At 63.3% G+C, this 18,848-nt stretch carries 16 protein-coding genes; 11 read left to right on the top strand and 5 right to left on the bottom strand.

Translation table 11 applies throughout. From position 1 onward, the window contains the following. Positions 1–34: 34 nt before the first annotated feature. From hisB to glnA, 5 genes are read left to right on the top strand one after another with little or no spacing between them, the layout of a single operon-like run. Positions 35–637 carry an imidazoleglycerol-phosphate dehydratase HisB gene (gene hisB / locus LPC22_RS05925; RefSeq protein WP_024627238.1) on the top strand — a complete coding sequence of 201 codons (603 nt, stop codon included), beginning with the start codon at positions 35–37 and terminating at the stop codon, positions 635–637. Then, complete coding sequence (locus LPC22_RS05920; protein WP_229133109.1) at positions 634–1,386, top strand: hypothetical protein; 753 nt, start codon at positions 634–636, stop codon at positions 1,384–1,386. Before hisB ends, LPC22_RS05920 begins: the two co-directional genes overlap by 4 nt. Positions 1,387–1,417: 31 nt before the next feature. Further along, on the top strand, positions 1,418–2,176 hold the full coding sequence (gene hisH, locus LPC22_RS05915) for an imidazole glycerol phosphate synthase subunit HisH (RefSeq protein ID WP_229133108.1): 759 nt from the start codon (positions 1,418–1,420) through the stop codon (positions 2,174–2,176). A gap of 1 nt (position 2,177) precedes the next feature. Next, a complete protein-coding gene (priA, locus tag LPC22_RS05910; RefSeq protein ID WP_229133107.1) occupies positions 2,178–2,909 on the top strand; it encodes a bifunctional 1-(5-phosphoribosyl)-5-((5-phosphoribosylamino)methylideneamino)imidazole-4-carboxamide isomerase/phosphoribosylanthranilate isomerase PriA in 732 nt (243 codons plus the stop codon). A 46-nt stretch (positions 2,910–2,955) separates the two neighbouring features. Beyond that, on the top strand, positions 2,956–4,293 hold the full coding sequence (gene glnA / locus LPC22_RS05905; RefSeq protein ID WP_024627234.1) for a type I glutamate--ammonia ligase: 1,338 nt from the start codon (positions 2,956–2,958) through the stop codon (positions 4,291–4,293). A 9-nt stretch (positions 4,294–4,302) separates the two neighbouring features. Here glnA and LPC22_RS05900 read toward each other — a convergent pair whose 3' ends face one another. Genes LPC22_RS05900 through LPC22_RS05890 form a run of 3 tightly spaced genes read right to left on the bottom strand, consistent with a single transcriptional unit; the run spans position 4,303 to position 9,913 of the window. Next, positions 4,303–5,190, bottom strand: a complete 888-nt coding sequence (locus LPC22_RS05900; protein WP_229133106.1) for a LasA N-terminal domain-containing protein — start codon at positions 5,188–5,190, stop codon at positions 4,303–4,305. Continuing rightward, complete coding sequence (gene hrpA, locus LPC22_RS05895; protein ID WP_229133105.1) at positions 5,187–9,254, bottom strand: ATP-dependent RNA helicase HrpA; 4,068 nt, start codon at positions 9,252–9,254, stop codon at positions 5,187–5,189. Before hrpA ends, LPC22_RS05900 begins: the two co-directional genes overlap by 4 nt. After that, a complete protein-coding gene (locus LPC22_RS05890) occupies positions 9,251–9,913 on the bottom strand; it encodes a class I SAM-dependent methyltransferase (protein ID WP_229133104.1) in 663 nt (220 codons plus the stop codon). Before LPC22_RS05890 ends, hrpA begins: the two co-directional genes overlap by 4 nt. Before the next feature lie 222 nt (positions 9,914–10,135). On the opposite strand from LPC22_RS05890, the gene hflX reads away from it, so the two are divergent. The 3 genes from hflX to LPC22_RS05875 all read left to right on the top strand — a co-directional run bounded on the left by hflX (position 10,136) and on the right by LPC22_RS05875 (position 13,665). Beyond that, a complete protein-coding gene (gene hflX, locus LPC22_RS05885) occupies positions 10,136–11,602 on the top strand; it encodes a GTPase HflX (protein ID WP_229133159.1) in 1,467 nt (488 codons plus the stop codon). A gap of 99 nt (positions 11,603–11,701) precedes the next feature. Then, a complete protein-coding gene (locus tag LPC22_RS05880) occupies positions 11,702–12,664 on the top strand; it encodes an L-lactate dehydrogenase (protein WP_024627229.1) in 963 nt (320 codons plus the stop codon). A 71-nt stretch (positions 12,665–12,735) separates the two neighbouring features. After that, entirely contained in the window at positions 12,736–13,665 is a 930-nt protein-coding gene (locus LPC22_RS05875) for a cation diffusion facilitator family transporter (RefSeq protein ID WP_229133103.1), read from the top strand. A 3-nt stretch (positions 13,666–13,668) separates the two neighbouring features. Here the strand turns inward: LPC22_RS05875 and lexA are convergent, their stop codons facing one another. Beyond that, positions 13,669–14,484 carry a transcriptional repressor LexA gene (lexA, locus tag LPC22_RS05870; RefSeq protein WP_229133102.1) on the bottom strand — a complete coding sequence of 272 codons (816 nt, stop codon included), beginning with the start codon at positions 14,482–14,484 and terminating at the stop codon, positions 13,669–13,671. 280 nt (positions 14,485–14,764) lie between these two features. Between lexA and LPC22_RS05865 the strand changes: the two genes are divergently transcribed. Next, positions 14,765–15,064 carry a LysM peptidoglycan-binding domain-containing protein gene (locus LPC22_RS05865; protein WP_229133101.1) on the top strand — a complete coding sequence of 100 codons (300 nt, stop codon included), beginning with the start codon at positions 14,765–14,767 and terminating at the stop codon, positions 15,062–15,064. Between the two features lie 158 nt (positions 15,065–15,222). Further along, positions 15,223–15,705, top strand: coding sequence for a transcriptional regulator NrdR (gene nrdR, locus LPC22_RS05860; protein ID WP_024627226.1), 483 nt, complete (start codon positions 15,223–15,225; stop codon positions 15,703–15,705). A gap of 146 nt (positions 15,706–15,851) precedes the next feature. On the opposite strand, the gene LPC22_RS05855 is transcribed toward nrdR, so the two are convergent. Continuing rightward, positions 15,852–18,086: a HelD family protein gene (locus tag LPC22_RS05855; protein WP_229133100.1), complete on the bottom strand. Its 2,235-nt coding sequence runs from the start codon at positions 18,084–18,086 to the stop codon at positions 15,852–15,854. A gap of 275 nt (positions 18,087–18,361) precedes the next feature. Between LPC22_RS05855 and mraZ the strand changes: the two genes are divergently transcribed. Next, positions 18,362–18,844: a division/cell wall cluster transcriptional repressor MraZ gene (mraZ, locus tag LPC22_RS05850; protein ID WP_024627224.1), complete on the top strand. Its 483-nt coding sequence runs from the start codon at positions 18,362–18,364 to the stop codon at positions 18,842–18,844. The last annotated feature ends 4 nt before the right edge of the window (positions 18,845–18,848 follow it).

Below are 18,848 nucleotides of genomic sequence, written 5' to 3'. Positions count from 1 at the left end.
GCTGGAATGTGCGGCAGAAAGCGGAGGAGCAGCAATGGCAGGCAGAACAGCCACCATCACCCGCCAGACCAGTGAATCCAAGGTGAGCCTGAGTCTGGATCTGGATGGCACCGGAGTGACCGATATCGACACCTCGGTTCCCTTTTATGACCATATGATGACGGCCCTGGGCAGGCATTCCCTGATCGACCTGACCATCAAGGCCAGCGGGGACACCCAGATCGATGTCCATCACACCGTCGAGGACGTGGCCATCGTCTTTGGCGAGGCCCTGGCCCAGGCCCTGGGCGACAAGCGGGGCATCAAACGCTTCGCCGACGCCACCGTACCCTTGGATGAGGCCCTGGCCCGAGCCGTGGTCGATATTTCCGGCAGGCCCTATGCGGTCTGCACCGGCGAGCCTGAGGGGTTCGAGTACGCCATGATCGGCGGGCACTTCACCGGCTCCCTGGTCAGGCACGTCATGGAGTCCATCGCCCTGCATGCCGGCATCTGCCTGCACCTGACCCTCTTGTCGGGCAGGGATCCCCACCACATCGCCGAGGCTGAGTTCAAGGCCCTGGCCAGGGCTCTGCGCTTCGCCGTGGAGCCTGATCCCAGGGTGAAGGGCATCCCCAGCACCAAGGGGTCGCTATGAGCGCTGATGAACACGATAACAATGACGGCAAGGATCAGGACCTGCCGGATTCCGGCCATCATCTGAGCGAGGAGGAGGTCGAGCGGGCCCTGGCCAGCTTTGAGGCCGAGTTCAATGAAGGCCAGGATCAAGCGGATCAACCTGTTGAACAGTCCGCATCAGGCGTGGATGACGAGGCTGGTTCGGATTCTGCGCCCACTGGCGAATCGTCGGTGGAACCAGATGGGGCTGATGGTGTTGCTGCCGATTTCGACCAAGAGTTGGAAGGTCTGATCGGCAACCGGGCCAAGGCCGCCGTCATGGTGACCCGTCTGGCTTCGGCAGAGCTTCTGGCGGCCTTCTGCCAGATCTCCGATATCTCGGCCTGGTGCATTCAGGCCCGTGAGGGTGCCGTGGCTGTCCTGAGAAACCTGGATGGTGACGGACCCGAGGCAGCCATCCGCGATCTGACCACCGTCGTATCCGGACTCAGTGCCATTCTGGCGGTCAACAGGGCCGACAAGCTCGAAGTGACCCTCTGGATCAGCGGACAGTCGGGGCAGACACTTGCGCCGCCCATCCTCTTTGCCGCCACCGCCGACTTCGTGGAGGACCTGATGATTGGGACCACTACGGTGGACAGGCTGCGCCAGGATGGGGCCGCCATCTTCGACTCGGGGGAGTACAACCGCGAGAAGGCCATGGGCATCATCGCCTCGCACACCAGGTTCGGGGCCGGAGGATCGACCCGCCAGGGTCGCGTCGAGTGATCGTTGAGACCAAAGACCTGCTAGGAGGAACATGACCAGGATACAGGTGCTTGACTATGGGTTCGGCAATGTCAGATCCATGGTGCATGCCCTCTCTCAGCTCGGGGTCGATGCCCAAATCAGCGCCGACCCGGATCTGGCCATGAAGGCCGACGGCCTGGTCATTCCCGGCGTGGGGGCCTACGGAGCCTGCATGGCGGGGTTGCGTGCCGTCGGCGGCGACCGGATCATCCTGGACCGTCTGGCACAGGGCCTACCTGTTCTAGGGGTCTGCATAGGCCTTCAGATCATGTTCCAGTTCGGGGACGAGGATGGCCGCAGCGAGCCCGGACTGGGCCTGATCCCCGGTCGGGTGACCAAGCTGGACGCTGATGTCGTGCCCCATATGGGCTGGGATCATGTCCAGGCACCTCAGGGAACACAACTGCTGGCGGGGGTTCAGGACCAGCGTTTCTACTTCGTCCACTCCTATGCAGCCATGGCGGTGCAGGGGGATGACCGGGCCGGCGTGACACAGCACGACCTGGCCCTACGAGTTTCGGCGTTGAAAGAACAAAGCGGCAGCCATCCGGAGTCAGGTAAGACCTCACAGGGCGTCACTTTCGGTGAACCGCTGGTTACCTGGTCCACCTATGGGCGTAGCAGGTTCGTGGCTGCCTATGAGTGCGGTCCCTTGAGCGCCACCCAGTTCCATCCGGAAAAGTCCGGTCAGGCCGGAGCACGGTTGCTGACCAATTGGGTGCGGACCCTTCCCGGGGCTTCCGGACTCCCCTTCGAGAAAGGTGAATGAGATGCTGACGCTCCTACCCGCTGTCGATGTCCGCGACGGAAAGGCGGTTCGCCTTAGGCAAGGGGTCTCCGGTTCCGAGAAGGTCTACGGCGAGCCTGCCGATGCAGCCAAGGCCTGGGTCGACCAGGGTGCCGAGTGGCTCCACCTGGTTGATCTGGATGCGGCCTTCGGAACTGGAGACAACCGCGACAAGCTGTCCGCCCTGGTCAACCAGCTGGGCGATCGCGTCAAGGTGGAGCTCAGCGGCGGCATTCGCGACGACGCCAGCTTGGAGGCCGCCCTGGATGCAGGTGCCACCCGGGTCAACATCGGCACGGCGGCTCTGGAGGATCCAGAGTGGACCAGCCAGGTCCTGGCTCGCTACGGACAGAGGGTCTGCGTGGGTCTGGACGTGCGTGGACACACCCTGGCCGCCCGGGGCTGGACCAGACAGGGCGGAGATCTCTTCGAGGCCATGGAACGATTGGACCGGGACGGGTGCAGCCGGTACGTGGTCACCGACGTGACCCGCGACGGGATGATGACCGGCCCCAACCTGGATCTGCTGGGGCAGGTGGCTGACCGGACTCCGGCCAGGGTGACCGCTTCCGGGGGCATTTCCAGCCTGGATGACCTGAGTCACATCCTGGACCTGCTCGATCGGGGCGTGGACAGCGCTATTCTGGGCAAGTCCCTCTATGAGGGGGCCTTCACCCTGGAGCAGGCACTGGACCTGGTCTCGGGACATTGTTAACGCTATAAGCAAGTCTGCGAAATATAGGAATGGGAGCATAAGCTCTATGGATAAACAAGAGGAGTTCGCGCTGCGCACTGTCGAGGAGCGCGATGTCCGGTTCATTCGCCTCTGGTTCACCGACGTCTTGGGAACCCTGAAGTCGGTGGCCATAGCGCCCACCGAGCTGGAGGTGGCCTTCGAGGAGGGGCTGGGCTTTGACGGCTCGGCCATCGAGGGCATGACCAGGGTCTCCGAGGACGACATGATCGTCAAGCCCGACCCGTCCACCTTCCAGATCCTTCCCTGGAGGGGAGGGCCGCAGGGCACGGCGCGCATCTTCTGCGACGTGCTCACCCCGGATGGCGAGCCCAGCAGCGGGGATCCCCGGCACGTGCTCAAGCGAGCCCTGGCCAAGGCCAAGGAGAAGGGCTTCATCTTCTATACCCACCCGGAGATCGAATTCTACCTGTTCGAGAACCAGGAGGACTGGTCCCAGGTCCCGACCCCCATCGACGAGGGTGGTTACTTCGACCACGTGCCCCGCAGCCCGGGGATGGACTTCCGACGGGCCTGCGTCAACATGCTGGAGCAGATGGGCATCTCGGTGGAGTACTCCCACCACGAGGCCGGACCGGGGCAGAACGAGATCGACCTGCGCTATGCCGATGCCCTGACCACCTCCGACAACATCATGACCTTCCGGACCGTGGTCAAGGAGATCTCCCTGGAGCGGGGGATCTACGCCAGCTTCATGCCCAAGCCCTTCACCGACCAGCCGGGATCGGGCATGCACACCCATCTGAGCCTGTTCGAGGGGGACACCAACGCCTTCTACGAGGTGGGCCAGGAGTTCAACATGTCCCAGACGGCCCGACAGTTCGCCGCCGGCATCCTGGCCCATGCGGCCGAGATCTGCGCGGTGACCGACCAGTACGTTAACTCCTACAAGCGTCTCTGGGGAGGGGCCGAGGCGCCCAGCTACGTCTGCTGGGGGCACAACAATAGGTCCGCCCTCCTGCGTATTCCCCAGTACAAGCCCGGCAAGGGCAACTCGGCCAGGATGGAATTCCGCGGGCTGGATCCTGGGGCCAACCCCTATCTGGCCTACTCGGTGCTGTTGGCTGCCGGACTGGATGGGATCGAGCAGAAGATGACCCTGGGCGAGCCCACCAGCGACGACGTCTGGGAGCTGACCGACGCTGAGCGGCAGGCCATGGGCATCGAGCCCCTGCCTGACAGCCTGGACGCGGCGCTCAAGGTCATGGAGAAGTCGGACTTCGTGGCTCAGGTGCTTGGCGAGCAGACCTTCGAGTACTTCCTGCGCAACAAGCACCGGGAGTGGGCCGGATACAGCCGGCAGGTCACCCCCTACGAGCTGGCCTACTACCTGCCCAGGCTCTGAAACCGGGGCTCACTGGTCCGATCGGCCGAACCAGTTGTTGTAGATGATGACGAAGTTGCGGTTGCCGTAGCTGGAGCAGCGGTCGCCTTCGCCGTCGCCTGCCTGCAGCGCTGCCTCGTTGGGTTGGTAGGGCGTATAGATGTAGAGCAGGGCAGTGGCATCATTTTCGATGTAGACTTTGCCGCTGCCACAGGAGACATCGGGGCTGAAGCGTACATCGTTCAGAGCCTTGGTCTGGTAGGCATACTGGTCCCGATGGGCCTGGTAGTAGCGGAATCGGTGGGCAGCCCCGTAGACCTGATTGAAGAATCCGGCATAGCGGGTGTCACAGTCTGCATCATCTGGGCAGGAAAGGCCCATGGCCGACCGAAGCTGGACCTGGGTGGGGGGATGATTGGTGGCCACTAGATGCTGCTCCTTTTGCAGCATGGTCAGGAGGACCTTCTGGCTGATTCCACAGGAGCGGGCGGCCCCGTCGATGATTTGAGCCGCGCTCTGTTTCTTGCCGCCCTTGTAGGCATCACATAGACCGTCACCGGGACGGTCGGGGACATCCATCTGCAGGCTGCGCAGGCAGGTGGATCCGTTGCATGAGGCCTCGTGGTTGTTTAAAAAGGCCTCGACGTCGTCGGCGTTCATGTCCACGGTGTCATGAAAACGGTGATCGGTGATGATTTTGCCTGGATTGAAAACGTACTCCTGGGACAGCTCCTCCTGGTGGCGGATGACGCGGCCTACCATCAGCCTGTAGGAGACGAAACGGACAGCCAGGATGCATAGGGCGACCACCAGGACTGCGGCCATCAGGGCGGCCCCCAGGGTCTGCGCGCGGCGGAGGCTGGTCCCTCCGCGTTTGGTGCCGCCCCTACGTGATCGTCCCGATGGTCTTTTGCTCATGGCTTTCCTTCCAGCACCTTCCTGATTCGTTGCAGACTGACAGGGATGGCTGTCCCCAACTCCTGGGCCCAGATGGAGACGAAGTACTCCTCCATCATCCAACGTCCCCTTCGCGCACGGTCCATGGCCTGGTCTCTTCCGGGACCGGCGGGCAGAGCCTGGGCCGTCTTGGCCGCCTGATCCACTAGATCCTGGGCGGTCTGCGCCTGCCATGCCCATCGTACGTCACGGTCCTTGTCCCTGCGGGCCTTGTCCAGGCGCATCAGGTCCGCCTTCAGATATGTGCGCAGGCGGGGAAGGGCATAGGGCGGGTCGGCGCCGATGAAGCCCTTGGCCACCAGGCTGGCCGAATGCTGGCGTATCCACTGTAGGACGGAGAGCAGGGGCAAATCGGCCGGGCCAGACACGGCCTTGTCCACCTGGGCCGAAGTCTCCAGAATGGCGACTACATCCTTGGCCACCTGATACACGGTGTCCTCGTAGACCTGGCTGACGCCGGCCACAGCCTCCTGCAGGGTCTGATCGTCGGTGATGGTCTCGGTGTGGGGGATCAGGCGCTTGACAGCGGCCATCTGCAGGTCCTCGGCCAGGGCAGAGGTGTCCGGGTAGGGGGCCGAAGCCAGCATCAGGGCCTCCCGGCTCAGCCAGCGTGAGGAGATCCGCTGGGCAGGCAGGTGGAGCTTGTCCAGGGCGGCCTGCCAGATCAGTTCCTCGCGCGGTTTGGTGGTGGCGCCGGACTGATGGAGGAGGTCGGCGCTCTTGACCACCTGGCCCTGTTGGGCGGCCTTGCTGGCCTGGGAGTCCACCCGTGACCGGGCCGACTGTCGGGCCTGTCCAGCCAGGTTTCGCTGCAGATCGGTCAAGGACTTGGACCGGCCCAGGACCTTGGGGTGGCCGTGGCGCCGTTTCTCCTCCACCTGGAAGGTGGGTCGCAGGTAGCCGGGCAGTCGTTCCAGCCTGGCCTGGGTGAAGACCTCCGGGTGTAGCTGGGCTCCGAGAGTATCAATAGCCGCGGCGGTGAAGGCCTGCTCGAAGTCCGGCCAGCCCCCGCTGGGGATGGCTCTTGCACCGTTTTCGTCTCCGTCCGCATGCTGGTCTGCCGACCCGTAGGTGGCCTGCTCTGCCGACGGAGGATCGGCACCAGGCAGCAGGGGATAGTGGCCGTCTATCCAGGAGCGGATGGTCCGGGCGGCGTCAGGGGCGGGAACGAACTGGACCCGGAGGGCCTTGGGCAGGGACTTGATGGTGGCTGTGATCAGGTCATCCAGAAGGCCGGGCACAGTCCAGCTGAACTGCCCTGGCGTCAGCTGGTTCAGGCAGTGCAGGGGGATGTGGACTGTGATGCCGTCGTCAGGCTCTCCCGGCTGGTAGCGATAGGTCAGGGGCAGATCCATGGGCCGGCCGTCGGTGCCCAGGGTGTGCCAGTGGTCGGGGTAGTCTCCGGGTCGGTAGGAGGCGGACTGGTCGTTCAGGCGCTCCACCTTGTCAGGGTCGAAGTCCAGCAGGTGCGGGTCCGCATCGTGGTGCTTCCGCCACCAAGAGCCCAGTGCGGCCAGGGAGGTGGCTTCCTGGGGAATGCGTTCCTGGTAGAAATCGTATAGGTCCTCCTCGGTGACAGTGCCGGTCACCTGGCGGGTTCGGCTGGTCCGCTCGCCAGCCTCGTTGAGCACCTGCCGGTTGGCCTGGATGAAGCCGTCATGGGGGAAGCGCTCGCGCACGTCACCCTGGACCAGGCCCTGGCGTATCAGCATGTCCCTGGCCTGGCTGGGGTTGATCCGGGCCCACTGGACCATCCTGTCGCGCACGATGGGCAGACCGTAAAGCAGGACCTTGGAGGTCGCCACTGCGGCACCACGGGAGGCTGACCAATGGGGTTCGGCGTAGGTGGTTCTGCTCAGGGACTTGGCCAGGGGCTCGGCCCAGGTCGGATCAATGGCCGCACAGCAGCGGGCCCAGAGCCGGGAGGTCTCCACCAGCTCAGCAGCCATGATCCAGGGCGGATTGGCCTTGGAGAGTGCAGAACCTGGAAAGATGGCGAAATGTGTGCCGCGCGCACCCTGATAGTCGTTCTTGGCCTGCCGGCGCGCCCGCTTCATGGCCTTGGCCCGGGCCGCACCATGCAGGCCGGCGAAATCGGAGGCCTTGGGTTCGTGAACCACCTGCATGCCCATGCTGGAGAGCAGGCCAGCCAGCATGGAACGGTGGATGCCCTGGTCGTCCCAGGAGCAGACCAGGGCGTGTGCTGCCTGCTGCCCAATAGGCAGGTCCAGCAGGGCCTGGTCCGGTCCCTTGACGGGGACAGGGGAGCCTACCTTCATGTGCAAGCCTCGGCACATCTGGGCCAGCTGCCGGTAGAGGTCATGCCACTGCCGCATGCGCAGGAAGGCCATGTACTCCTGCTTGCAGGCCTTGCGCAGGGTCCCGTTGGAGGGCTCCTTGTCCTGCGGGAAAAATCGGTTCCAGATATTCAGGGCCGTCAGGAAGTCGCTGGAGGGGTCCTCGTAGCGGGCGTGGATCCGGTCGGCCTCCTCGCGCTTCTCCTCCGGGCGCTCGCGAGGGTCCTGCAGGGAGAGGAAGGCCACGACCACCAGAACAGCGGCCAGGGTGTCCGGGGTGGCGTCCTGACCGGCCTGCAGGATCATTCTGCCCAGGCGGATGTCGATGGGGATTCTGGCCAGCCGCCGTCCCAGATTGGTCAGCCGGATGAGGCCCTGCTGGCGTGATATGGCCTGCAGCTCGGTCAGTTCGCGTAGACCGTCGCTGACCGCACGGGTGTCGGGCGGATCGATGAAGCCGAAGTCGGTGACATCCTCGGCCGTATGGGCCACACCCACCGAGAGCATGTGCAGGATGACCGACCCCAGGGAGGTACGCAGGATCTCCGGATCGGTGAACTTGGGACGGGTGTCGTAGTCGTCCTTGGCATAGAGGCGGATGGCGATGCCGTCGGCCACACGTCCGCAGCGGCCTGCACGCTGATCTGCCGAGGCCTGGGAGATGGGCTCGATGGGCAGCCGCTGGACCTTGGCCGACTTGGAATAGCGGCTGATCCTGGCCAGCCCGGGATCCACTACGTATCGGATGCCCGGCACCGTCAGGGAGGTTTCGGCCACGTTGGTGGCGATGACGATGCGCTGATGGCCGTGGCTTTCGAAGACCCGGTGCTGCTCCTTGGCGGACAGGCGGGCGAAGAGGGGGATGATCTCCAGGGCATCCGGGCGACGCATGTCGGAAGTCCGCGGGCCGAAGTGGCGTCGCAGGGCGGTCTCGTACTCGCGGATGTCGCGCTCGCCGGCGGCGAAGACCAGGATGTCCCTGGGGCCGTCGACATGGGTGGAGTGGATGACCAGTTCGGTGCAGGCCCGGGCCACCGCCTTGGGGATGTCCGGCTCCTCCCTGTCCTGGCCCTCCTCCTCGGAGTCGAACCCGGGGACATGCCGCATCAGGGCAGGGGCCGATCCGGCAGGCTCGTAGAGGGTCTGGACCGGATAGGTGCGGCCGGAGACCTCCAGCACGGGCACCTGGGTGTGCAGAGCCTTGGCGAAGTGATCCCGGAACTTGACCGAATCGATGGTGGCCGAGGTGATGATCAGTTTCAGATCGGGCCGTTTGGGCAGCAGGGCGGTCAGATACCCCAGCAGAAAGTCGATGTTCAGGCTGCGCTCGTGGGCCTCGTCGATGATGATGGTGTCGTAGGCCCGCAGTTGCGGATCGCCCTGGATCTGCGCCAGGAGGATGCCGTCGGTGACCACTCGCAGGCGGGTGCTGCGGCTGGACTTGTCGGTGAAACGCACCTGGTAGCCGATCTGGTCGCCCAGCCTGGTGCCCGTCTCCGAGGCGATACGCTCGGCCACGGTTCTGGCGGCGATCCTCCTGGGCTGGGTGTGCACAATCTGGTGGCCGTGGTCGCCACGGCCCATTTCCAGGAGGATCTTGGGGATCTGGGTGGTCTTGCCCGAGCCGGTCTGGCCCGAGACGATGACCACCTGGGAGGACTGCACGGCATGGACGATGTCCTCCTTGGCCGCGCTGATGGGCAGCTCGGCTGGATACTCGAACCTCATGCCTGGCCCACCTCGATGACCCGGTAGCCCTTGGCTGAGGCGTACTTTTCCGCCGTCCAGCCGGAGCCCAGGGCCTCAGCCAGCCAGGGAATCAGGGAGTCGGCACCCAGGTTGCGCTGGACCACCAGATAGGCAAGGCCCTGGGGCTTTAGCCTGGGCAGGTAGGTCATCAGCAGGTCGTGCAGGGCCGCCTTGCCCACCCGGATGGGCGGATTGGACCAGATCAGGTCGAAGTGCAGATCGTCCGGCACCTGTTCCGGGGTTAGGGTGCGCACCCTGTCAAGACCCTGGGTTTGTGCGTTGCGGGCGGTAAGGTCCAGGGCTCGCAGGTTGGTGTCCACAGCGTAGACGTCAGCCTTGGGCGACTGCATGGCCATGCTCAGGGCGATGGGCCCCCAGCCGCAGCCCAGGTCCAGAAAGTCGCCCTCGGCCGGAGGCAGGGGGACGCGTTTGAGCAGGACCGAAGTGCCCAGGTCAAGCCTTCCTGACGAAAAGACCCCGTGGGAAACCTCCACCTGGCAGGTACGGCCGGCCAGCTCCACCTGGATGGTCCGCCGCTGGTCGGGGGAGGCCGGACGGGCTACGAAGTACTGTTCGCCTCCGTCCGTCCCGGTCCTGGAGGATTGCCCCCGGCTGCTGCCATGGTCCCTGTGCGTCATGTCCATCCTGTCCGTCTTCGAATCCTGCCCGTCCCTCGGGCACTCACTGATGTCTGCTAAGAAGATGATAATAAAGACTGTGTCATGATTCCGCCTATACCGGATTCGTTCCCTAGTCCATAAACCAGTGCAGAGGTGCCTTTGACCCAAGAACAACCGACCCAAGAGCTTGGCCCAACAGTTGTCGATGCCCACCAGGACCCGCTCGCCCACAAGTCCGAGGTGCTGACCGGCAGCGAGGGGCAGGTCGGGCAGGACCAGGATCAGGAATGGCAGGAGCGCAGCCGGCGCAACGCCTTCCGCCATGTCGAGGGGCTGGGCGAGCTCCAGGACGTGACCGAGGTGGAGTACCGGAAGGTCCGTCTGGAGCGGGTGGTCCTGGTCGGCGTCTGGTCGGGTTCGCGGACCACGGTCGGTCAGGCCGAGGAGTCCCTGCGCGAGCTGGCCGCCCTGGCACGGACTGCCGGGGCTCAGGTGCTGGATGGCTTGCTGCAGCAGCGGGTCAAGCCGGATCCTGCCACCTACCTGGGTTCAGGCAAGGCGCGGGAGCTGGCGGATATCGTGGCCCGGCTGGGCGCCGACACCATCATTACCGATGACGACCTTCATCCCTCCCAGCGACGGGCCCTGGAGGATGTCACCAAGGTCAAGGTGGTCGACAGGACAGCCCTGATCCTGGACATCTTCGCCCAGCACGCCACCAGTCGTGAGGGCAAGGCCCAGGTGGAGCTGGCCCAGCTGGAGTACATGCTGCCCAGGCTGCGCGGCTGGGGCGGATCCCTCTCCCGGCAGGCCGGGGGACAGGCTGCCGGGCAGGCCGGCGGCATAGGCTCCCGAGGCCCGGGAGAGACCAAGATCGAGACCGACCGGCGGGTCATCAGACGACGGATTTCCCGGTTGAAGCGTCAGATCGCCCAGATGGCCCCCTCGCGTCAGGTCAAGCGTGGATCCCGGCGGCGCTACCAGCTGCCGGCAGTGGCCGTGGTGGGGTACACCAATGCCGGCAAGTCCTCGCTGACCAACCGGCTGACCGGGTCCGAGGAACTGGTGGAGAATGCCCTCTTCGCCACCCTGGATACGGCCGTCAGGCGCACCAAGGCGGCAGACGGTCGGCTCTACGTCTATGTGGACACGGTCGGGTTCGTCCGCCGCCTGCCCACTCAGCTGGTCGAAGCCTTCAAATCCACCCTGGAGGAGGTAGGGCAGTCCGACCTGATTCTGCACGTCGTGGACGGCTCCCACCCCGATCCCTTTGGGCAGATCAGGGCTGTAGATGCCGTGCTGGCAGACATCCCCGGCGCTGAGTCCATTCCTCGTCTGCTGGTTTTCAACAAGGTTGATCTGATCGATCAGGATGCCCGGCAGCGGCTCGCCAACCTTGAGCCTGATGCCTTTTTGGTCTCGGCCAGGCAGGGTCAGGGCCTTGAGTCCCTGCGCAGACGGGTGGAGGAGCTGCTGCCCGCCCCGGCTGTGCATGTCCAGGCCATCCTGCCCTACACCAGCGGCTCCCTGCTGGAACAGGTGCGGCAGTTGGGACGGGTGAATTCGTTGGAATACCGGGCCGATGGGGTTGCGCTGAGCGCTGATGTGGACGACCGGCTGGCGGCTGCCGTGCTTGACCAGGCCATCGACGAGAAGCCCTTGCAGGCTCCAACGGGTGACACGCCAGCAGCCGGGTTGGGCTCCTAAGGGGCAGGTGCACGCCAGGTCACCTATGCTGGGTAAACTACGTATGTTGTCAGCGGCAAACCCGTTTCCCGGGTTCCGATAAGAGAGGTCCATAAAACTATGGCGGAATCATCAATCAAGCCAACCAAGCTAGCGATCGTAGGAGCCGGAGCCGTGGGGTCGACCCTGGCCTTCTCGGCGGCCCAGCGTGGTGTGGCTCGGGAGATCGTCCTTGAGGATATCAACGCCCAGCGTGTTGAGGCCGAGGTCCGCGACATGCAGCACGGATCCAGTTTCTACCCAACAGTCACCATCGACGGCTCGGACGATCCGCAGATCTGCGCCGATGCCGACATGGTGGTCATCACTGCCGGAGCCAGGCAGAAGCCGGGGCAGACTCGGCTTGACCTGGCCGGCGCCACCATCAACATGATGAAGTCCATCATCCCTCAGATGGTCGAGGTGGCCCCCAATGCCATCTTCCTGCTGATTACCAACCCCGTCGACATCGTGACCCGGGTTTCCCTGGAGCTGTCCGGGCTACCGGTCAACCAGATGTTCGGTTCGGGCACCAACCTGGACTCCGCCCGCCTGCGCTACCTGATCGGCCAGCAGACCGGCGTCAACGTCAAGAACGTCCATGCCTATATTGCCGGTGAGCACGGCGACTCCGAGGTCCCTCTCTGGAGCTCGGCCACCATCGGCGGCGTGCCCATGTGCGACTGGATGGAGCTGCCCGGCCATGAGCCCCTGGACGCGGCCAAGCGCGAGGAGATCCACCAGGAGGTGAAGAACGCCGCCTACCAGATCATCGAGGGCAAGGGGGCGACCAACTTCGCCATCGCCATGTCCGGCGTGGACATCATCGAGTCCATCCTGAACGGCACTGACCGAATCCTGCCGGTCAGCTCTCTGCTGGAGGACTTCCACGGGATCTCCGACGTGTGCATGTCGGTGCCCAGCGTGCTCAACCGTGACGGGGTCAACACCCACATCAACACCCCTCTGAGCGACGGCGAGCTGGCCGCTCTGAAGCGTTCCGCCGAGACCCTCAAGGAGACGGCAAGCAAGTTCGGTTTCTGAGTATTTCTCAGAAGACTCTTGCCTTATGACCCCTGGTGACATACTTTGGTGACTGATGAATCGGGGTATGCATGAGTGCTCATGAAGGTGGTGTCCAGGGTGGCGGATCCGCCCATCGTCGACAGTTGCTGATGACCCTGGCGCTGACGGGATCGGTCTTCGTGGCTGAAGTTGTCGGCGCCGTGGTCACCCGTAGCCTGGCTCTGTTGGTCGATGCCGGGCACATGATGACGGACATGGCTGTGCTGATCGCCTCCACGGTCACTGCCGTGTTGATGGAGCGTCGCCCCACGAACCGACGTACCTGGGGCTGGTCCCGTCTGGAGGTCATCACGGCGGCTGGCGGTGCCCTGGTTCTGCTGGCTGTGGGCATCTACGCCATTGTGGAGGCCGTCTTGCGACTCTGGTCACCTGGGCGGGATCAGGTCCATCAGCAGGGGTTGCTGCTCTTCTTCGGCATTTTGGGCCTGGCTGCCAATGTAGGGTCCATCCTGGTCCTGGCCTCCGGGCATAAGGACAACCTGAACATGCGTGCCGCCTTTCTCGAAGTGGTCAACGATGCCTTGGGTTCGGTGGCGGTTCTGATATCAGCTGCGGTCATGATGATCACCGGTTGGGCCGGGTTCGATGCCGTGGCGGGAGCTCTGATCGCTCTGCTGATGATTCCCCGCGCAATCAAGCTCCTGGCCAGCAGCGTCTCTGTGCTTCTTGAGGAAACCCCGCCGGAGCTCGACATGGCCAAGGTCAGGAGGCACCTGGAGGGAGTGCCTGGCGTACTTGAGGTTCATGATCTGCATGCCAACAGCGTTTCCACTGGTCTGCCGCAGCTGACGGCACATGTGGTAGTGCGTCAGGGCACGACGGCTGTCGAAAACGAACGTATTCTGACCAGCATGCAACGCTGTCTGCGCGATCATTTCCCGGTCTCGGTCGAACACACGACCTTTCAGATAGAACCGCAGGGTCACCGGAACAGCAGCGGCGAACACTTGGATATGTAACCCTCAGACCTTGCGCAGAACGGTGACCACCTTGCCCATGATGACGGCGTGGGTGCCGTCAATGGGGGAGTAGGCCGGGTTGTGGGGAATCAACCAAACGTGACCCTCCTCGCGTCGGAAGGTCTTTACCGTAGCACCATCGTCCAACAGGGCTGCAACAATATCTCCGTTCTCAGCCTCCTGCTGGCGGCGGACGACGACAAAGTCTCCGTCGCAGATGGCGGCATCGACCATGGAATCCCCATGGACCTCAAGCATGAAGAGCTCGCCGGATCCGGTCAAACGTTCCGGCAGACGCATGACATCGTCCACATGCTGTTCGGCCAGAATGGGCTGGCCGGCGGCAATTCTGCCGACCAGAGGTACATCTCGCGACTGCATGATGGCCTCGTCGGCCTTTGTGTCAGGGAAAGGAACGATTCTGGCGGTTCCTGCGGTCGGCTCAGGATGGTTCTGGACCAGTTCTATGGCACGGCCCTTGTTAGCAGTCAGACGAATGTAACCCAGATCCTGCAAGACCTGAAGCTGGTGCTTGACAGAAGAAGTACTGCGCAGTCCCGCGTCTCTGCCGATCTCCCTGTAGGAGGGCACGAATCCGCGCTCTGACAGGTGACGCTTGATGGCTTCCAACACCCTGGCCTGGCGATCGGTGAGCTCAGGCCTGGATCCTTGATTTTGGCTCTCGAAGCTGACGGCGTTTTCTTTCGCTTCGTTTTTGGCTGAGGTCTCGGCCTTTTCCTGAGAGGTTGCGTTGTCAGTGGTAGTGGACTGGCTGGCGGAGCTCATGGTCGCAGACCCGGCAAAGGGGATGGTGCTCACTGATGGCTCCTTTCCTTGGAAACTGAACCCAGCTTAACCTGCCTGAAGTGAAAAATCAAACAAATGTTCGAATCGGTCTTGCCAAATGACGACTACGGTGCCACAATGAGAACATCTGTTCGATAGAACAAATGTTCGAAAGAGGTGTGCCATGGTTGTTCGTTCCTGCGCCAGTCCCCGCATGTCAGCGCCTTCGAACCTGCTTTCGGACTGCCGGGTCCGTATCAGTACTGTGTTCTCGTCCATCAAGGCTCGTCTGTGTAGAGCTATAACAGCATGTTTGTCCGAGCAGGGTTTTGCGAGCGTCATCATGCGCAGATTCGCGGTTTTCCTTGCAGTGAGCGCCCTGGCCCTGACTGGGGTCGGATTGCTGGCTCGTCCGGCCAGCTCCGCTCCAGGACCACAGGAGGTCGTCACCCGTACAGTTCGTCCGGGCGATAATGTCTGGTCCTATGCGGCCTCAATCACGCCGCAAGGCGAGGACGTCACTAAAAACGTAGACCGCATCATGGAGATCAACAATATGTTCTCACCCAATCTGCGCGTTGGGGACCGAATTCTGATTCCCAGCGACGAGTGAGGCAGCGATCTTCGGTTCAGGGAATCACCAATGGGGCTTCAATAGCTTGTTGACTGGAAAAGGGTAACTAGCTGAATTTGAGGAGTTTGTCCAGTGTTATACGCTGATAGGCCCGGTATACGTGGGTCTTGAGGTTCTTTGGCGCTATGATATTGCACATGCACTGTCCTTTCTGCCAAAATCCCGATACCAAGGTTGTGGATACGCGAATCAGCGACGACGGCCATGCCATCAGACGCCGCCGCGAGTGTCCGCAATGTTCGCGTCGGTTCACCACGGTGGAGACCTCAATCCTCCTGGTTATGAAGCGCTCAGGCAATGCCGAGCCCTTCAATCGGGACAAGGTCATTGCTGGCGTGAGGAAGGCCTGCCAAGGTAGGCCCATTGATGAAAACGACCTGAAACTCTTGGGCCAGCAGGTCGAAGAGGATCTGCGTTCGCGTGGCCTGGCTCAGGTCGATTCGGAAGAGGTCGGCAGGGCTATCCTGAAGCCTCTCCGGGAGTTGGACGAGGTGGCCTATCTGCGTTTCGCCTCGGTCTACCGCAACTTCAGCAACCTGGAGGACTTCCAGCAGGCCATCGACACCTTGCGCGCCGAAGACCAGTCAGCTGAAGAGCAGTCTGCTACTGCACAGTCCTGAATTCGGCTATTTGGGCACCGGCAATTCTGACTGCAGCAGGCCCACACCGCAACAGGCCAGCAGCTTCCGTCATTGTGTGACGGGGCTGGCCTGTGACTGGAAGTGAACGCGGTGCCAGGCCTGATACTGGCCCGGCACTAGATACTTCATCCCAGATTCAATAGTTTCTGATCCCCGGAAGTTTGGGCAATGACCAGCTCTTGGGTGGGTCGCGTCATGGCCACATAGAGGTCAGACGCTGCGCTCAGCCTGGAAGGAGCCTCATCCTGAATGGCACCAGGCTCCACGAGAACCACGGCATCGAACTCCAGGCCCTTGGTGTGGCCGGTGGTCGTTACCGTGATCTGATGCTCCTGAGCCTTATCAATATGTAGCCTTGAGCTGACCTTGGCTTCCAGGGCGCTGGGAACGATGATGGTCAGGCGTCCGGTGCCGTCCTTGCCCAGATGACGTTCCGCCAGTCCGCTCACCAGATCAGGCAGCTGATCCAACAGACTGACCCGATCCTCTGCCCGTAGGCGGCTTACCGATCCTTCCACCTCGCGCACAGCCTTGAGGGTCGAGACCTCAAGGCCCTCGGAGGCTGCGAAGGAGGAGGCCAGGTTGGATACCTGACGAGGGTTGCGATAGTCGATGGTCAGCTGCCGCAGATCCCATCCATCCGGTCCGAAAAGCGCGTCCATAGTGGAGGCCCAGGATCGGGTGCCACCCAGTGCGGCCGTCTGTGCCACGTCCCCGACGATGGTGAAGGATCGGGAGGGGCAGCGCCGAACCAGCATCCTCCAGTCCATGGCTGTCAGCTCCTGGGCCTCGTCGACCACGATGTGCCCGTAGACCCATTCGCGGTCGGCGGCCGCCTGAGTGGCTGCTTGGTTCTCGTCCTGGCCGTTGATGGAATCAAGCAGCATCTGCGAGGTCACGATGCCCGTTCCGATGCCATTCTGGGCCAAGGTGTCGCTGGCAAACCGTCGTTCCTCATCGCGGCGGGCCTTTTCAGCCTGGTCGCGGTCCGCCTGACGGGGGTCAGGGCCCAACAGCTCCATGGCCTCATCCAGGATGGGGATGTCAGATACGGTCAGTTTGGCGCCGTCCTGGCGGGTCAGCAGATCAATCTGTTCAGGAGTCAGCCAAGGGGCGAACCGGCGCAGACGGTCCGGCCTGGACCAGAGGTCATTGACCAGCCAGCGGGGGTTCATGGGCAGCCAGGCTAGATTGAGGGTCCGCCGTACCTGGTCGTTCAGTCTCAGCAGGGAGGTGACCCGGGCGAGTTCCTCGGCTCCAGGCTGATAGTCCACGCCTTCGGCATAGCGGGCGGTCATGGCGTTCAGGGCCGAGCGCACGAAGGTATTCCTGGCTTTGTTGTGGGGCTGGTGGCTGCGTCGGGCATCGACCAGGGCCTGTTCCAGGTCGACCGCCAGCATAGGGACGGCCACCCCATCCACCTTGACGGTGGGCAGGGAGGCAGGCACCCGCTCCCGGGAGGCGACGGCATTGGCTACGGCCTCGGCCATGCGGATGTCCCCCTTGAGCCGGGCCACGTGCGGGTCCTCCTGGCGTTCAGTGCTGATGCCGGGGATGAGGTCGCCCATGGTGCGGCTGAGCACTCCAGTCTCGCCCAGGGAGGGCAGGACCTGGTCGATATAGTGCAGGAAGGCGTTGCTGGGCCCGACGATCAGCACGCCTGAACTCTCCAGTCTGCGCCTATGGGTGTAGAGCAGATAAGCGGCCCGGTGCAGGGCTACGGCCGTCTTGCCGGTGCCCGGTCCGCCCTGGACCACCAGCGGACGGGTCATGGGGGAGCGGATGATCCGGTCCTGTTCAGCCTGGATGGTGGCCACGATGTCGGTCATCTGCCCGGTGCGGCGGCTGGACAGGGATGCCATGAGCGCGCCCTCGCCGGCCAGGGTGCCACCCTGGGCCGCCTTGTCCACTTCTGGGGCCGACAGGTCAAGAACCTCATCCTCGATGCCGGTGACCTGGCGGAAGTTGAGGGTGATGTGCCTGCGCATGACGATGTCTCCGTGGTCTGCCGGAGTGGCCTCGTAGAAGGGGCGTGCGGCCTCGGCCCGCCAGTCGGTCAGGATGGGCTCATGGTTGCTGTCAAGCAGGCCCAGTCGTCCGATATATCGCCGACCACCCTGGGCAGTATCCAGTCGGCCGAAGACCAGACGGTCCTCCACGGCCCGCAGCTGGGTGAGCCGGTCCTCGTACATGTTGGCGAAGGAATCCCGCTCGGTGCGCTGGGTGGGGGAACCGTGGGAGCCGGCGGCCCGAACCGCGTCCAGTCTGGTCCTGGCCTGCGCCCGCAGCTCGTCCAGACGGCCGTAGGCCCTGTCCACCGCCGTCTGCTCTTCATGCAGCTGTGAGGAATAGCTCGACATGTGCGTCCGTTCTGTGGAATGTTCAAAATCGGATGATCCAATATACCGCCCGTCCTCTACTTTTCTGTTCAACTGACCCTTGGCCGTGCCCTCTTTGCCGGGTGGCGAAACGCCGAGGTGAACCCTTCGGCGGGGCGAATGGTTGGGTTTGGGCCTGAAGTGGTGTCAAGGTGGTGAGCGATGGGGATAAGTGGGGTAAAGTGGGGAGCACTGCGTAGGGGACGCTACCCGATGGGGCCGTCCCATGGTTACCAAACTGGCATTGGAGGTGGGGCATGGCCGATACATACGACGCAGATGCCGCCTCGCCTTCCCTGCCGCCCATGCTTCTGGGCACCTACACCCCCAAGATGGATGCCAAGGGCCGCCTGGCTTTGCCCGCCAAGTTCCGCGCCCAGCTGGGTCAGGGTCTGGTCATGGCCCGTGGCCAGGAACGCTGCGTCAGCCTGCTGCCCACCGAGGAATTTCGGCGGATGGCCGTGCGCATCCAACACACTTCAATGGGTGACAAATCGGCCAGGGACTACCTGCGCGTATTTCTGTCAGGCGCCGTCGACCAGGTCCCGGACAAGCAGGGTCGCATCCTGGTCCCGCCCATGCTGCGCTCCTATGCACGGCTGACCGGCCCCGTCGTGGTCATCGGCGTGGGCACCCGTGCTGAAATCTGGGATCAGGATTCCTGGACTGCCTACCTGGAAAGCAAGGAGCAGGGCTATGCCGACATTGCCGATGACGTTCTTCCGGCGGTGGATTGCTGATGGA

It is taken from the genome of Bifidobacterium mizhiense (assembly GCF_020884755.1).
GTDB lineage: Bacteria > Actinomycetota > Actinomycetes > Actinomycetales > Bifidobacteriaceae > Bombiscardovia > Bombiscardovia mizhiensis.
This window is presented reverse-complemented; position numbering and strand designations above follow the sequence as displayed.

Coding starts and splice junctions, on each gene's coding strand:
- glnA (WP_024627234.1), top strand. CDS start 2,956: ATGGATAAACAAGAGGAGTTCGCGCTGCGCACTGTCGAGGAGCGCGAT.
- priA (WP_229133107.1), top strand. CDS start 2,178: ATGCTGACGCTCCTACCCGCTGTCGATGTCCGCGACGGAAAGGCGGTT.
- LPC22_RS05900 (WP_229133106.1), bottom strand. CDS start 5,190: ATGAGCAAAAGACCATCGGGACGATCACGTAGGGGCGGCACCAAACGC.
- LPC22_RS05890 (WP_229133104.1), bottom strand. CDS start 9,913: ATGACGCACAGGGACCATGGCAGCAGCCGGGGGCAATCCTCCAGGACC.
- LPC22_RS05880 (WP_024627229.1), top strand. CDS start 11,702: ATGGCGGAATCATCAATCAAGCCAACCAAGCTAGCGATCGTAGGAGCC.
- hrpA (WP_229133105.1), bottom strand. CDS start 9,254: ATGAGGTTCGAGTATCCAGCCGAGCTGCCCATCAGCGCGGCCAAGGAG.
- hisB (WP_024627238.1), top strand. CDS start 35: ATGGCAGGCAGAACAGCCACCATCACCCGCCAGACCAGTGAATCCAAG.
- LPC22_RS05855 (WP_229133100.1), bottom strand. CDS start 18,086: ATGTCGAGCTATTCCTCACAGCTGCATGAAGAGCAGACGGCGGTGGAC.
- LPC22_RS05920 (WP_229133109.1), top strand. CDS start 634: ATGAGCGCTGATGAACACGATAACAATGACGGCAAGGATCAGGACCTG.
- mraZ (WP_024627224.1), top strand. CDS start 18,362: ATGGCCGATACATACGACGCAGATGCCGCCTCGCCTTCCCTGCCGCCC.
- LPC22_RS05875 (WP_229133103.1), top strand. CDS start 12,736: ATGAGTGCTCATGAAGGTGGTGTCCAGGGTGGCGGATCCGCCCATCGT.
- nrdR (WP_024627226.1), top strand. CDS start 15,223: ATGCACTGTCCTTTCTGCCAAAATCCCGATACCAAGGTTGTGGATACG.
- hisH (WP_229133108.1), top strand. CDS start 1,418: ATGACCAGGATACAGGTGCTTGACTATGGGTTCGGCAATGTCAGATCC.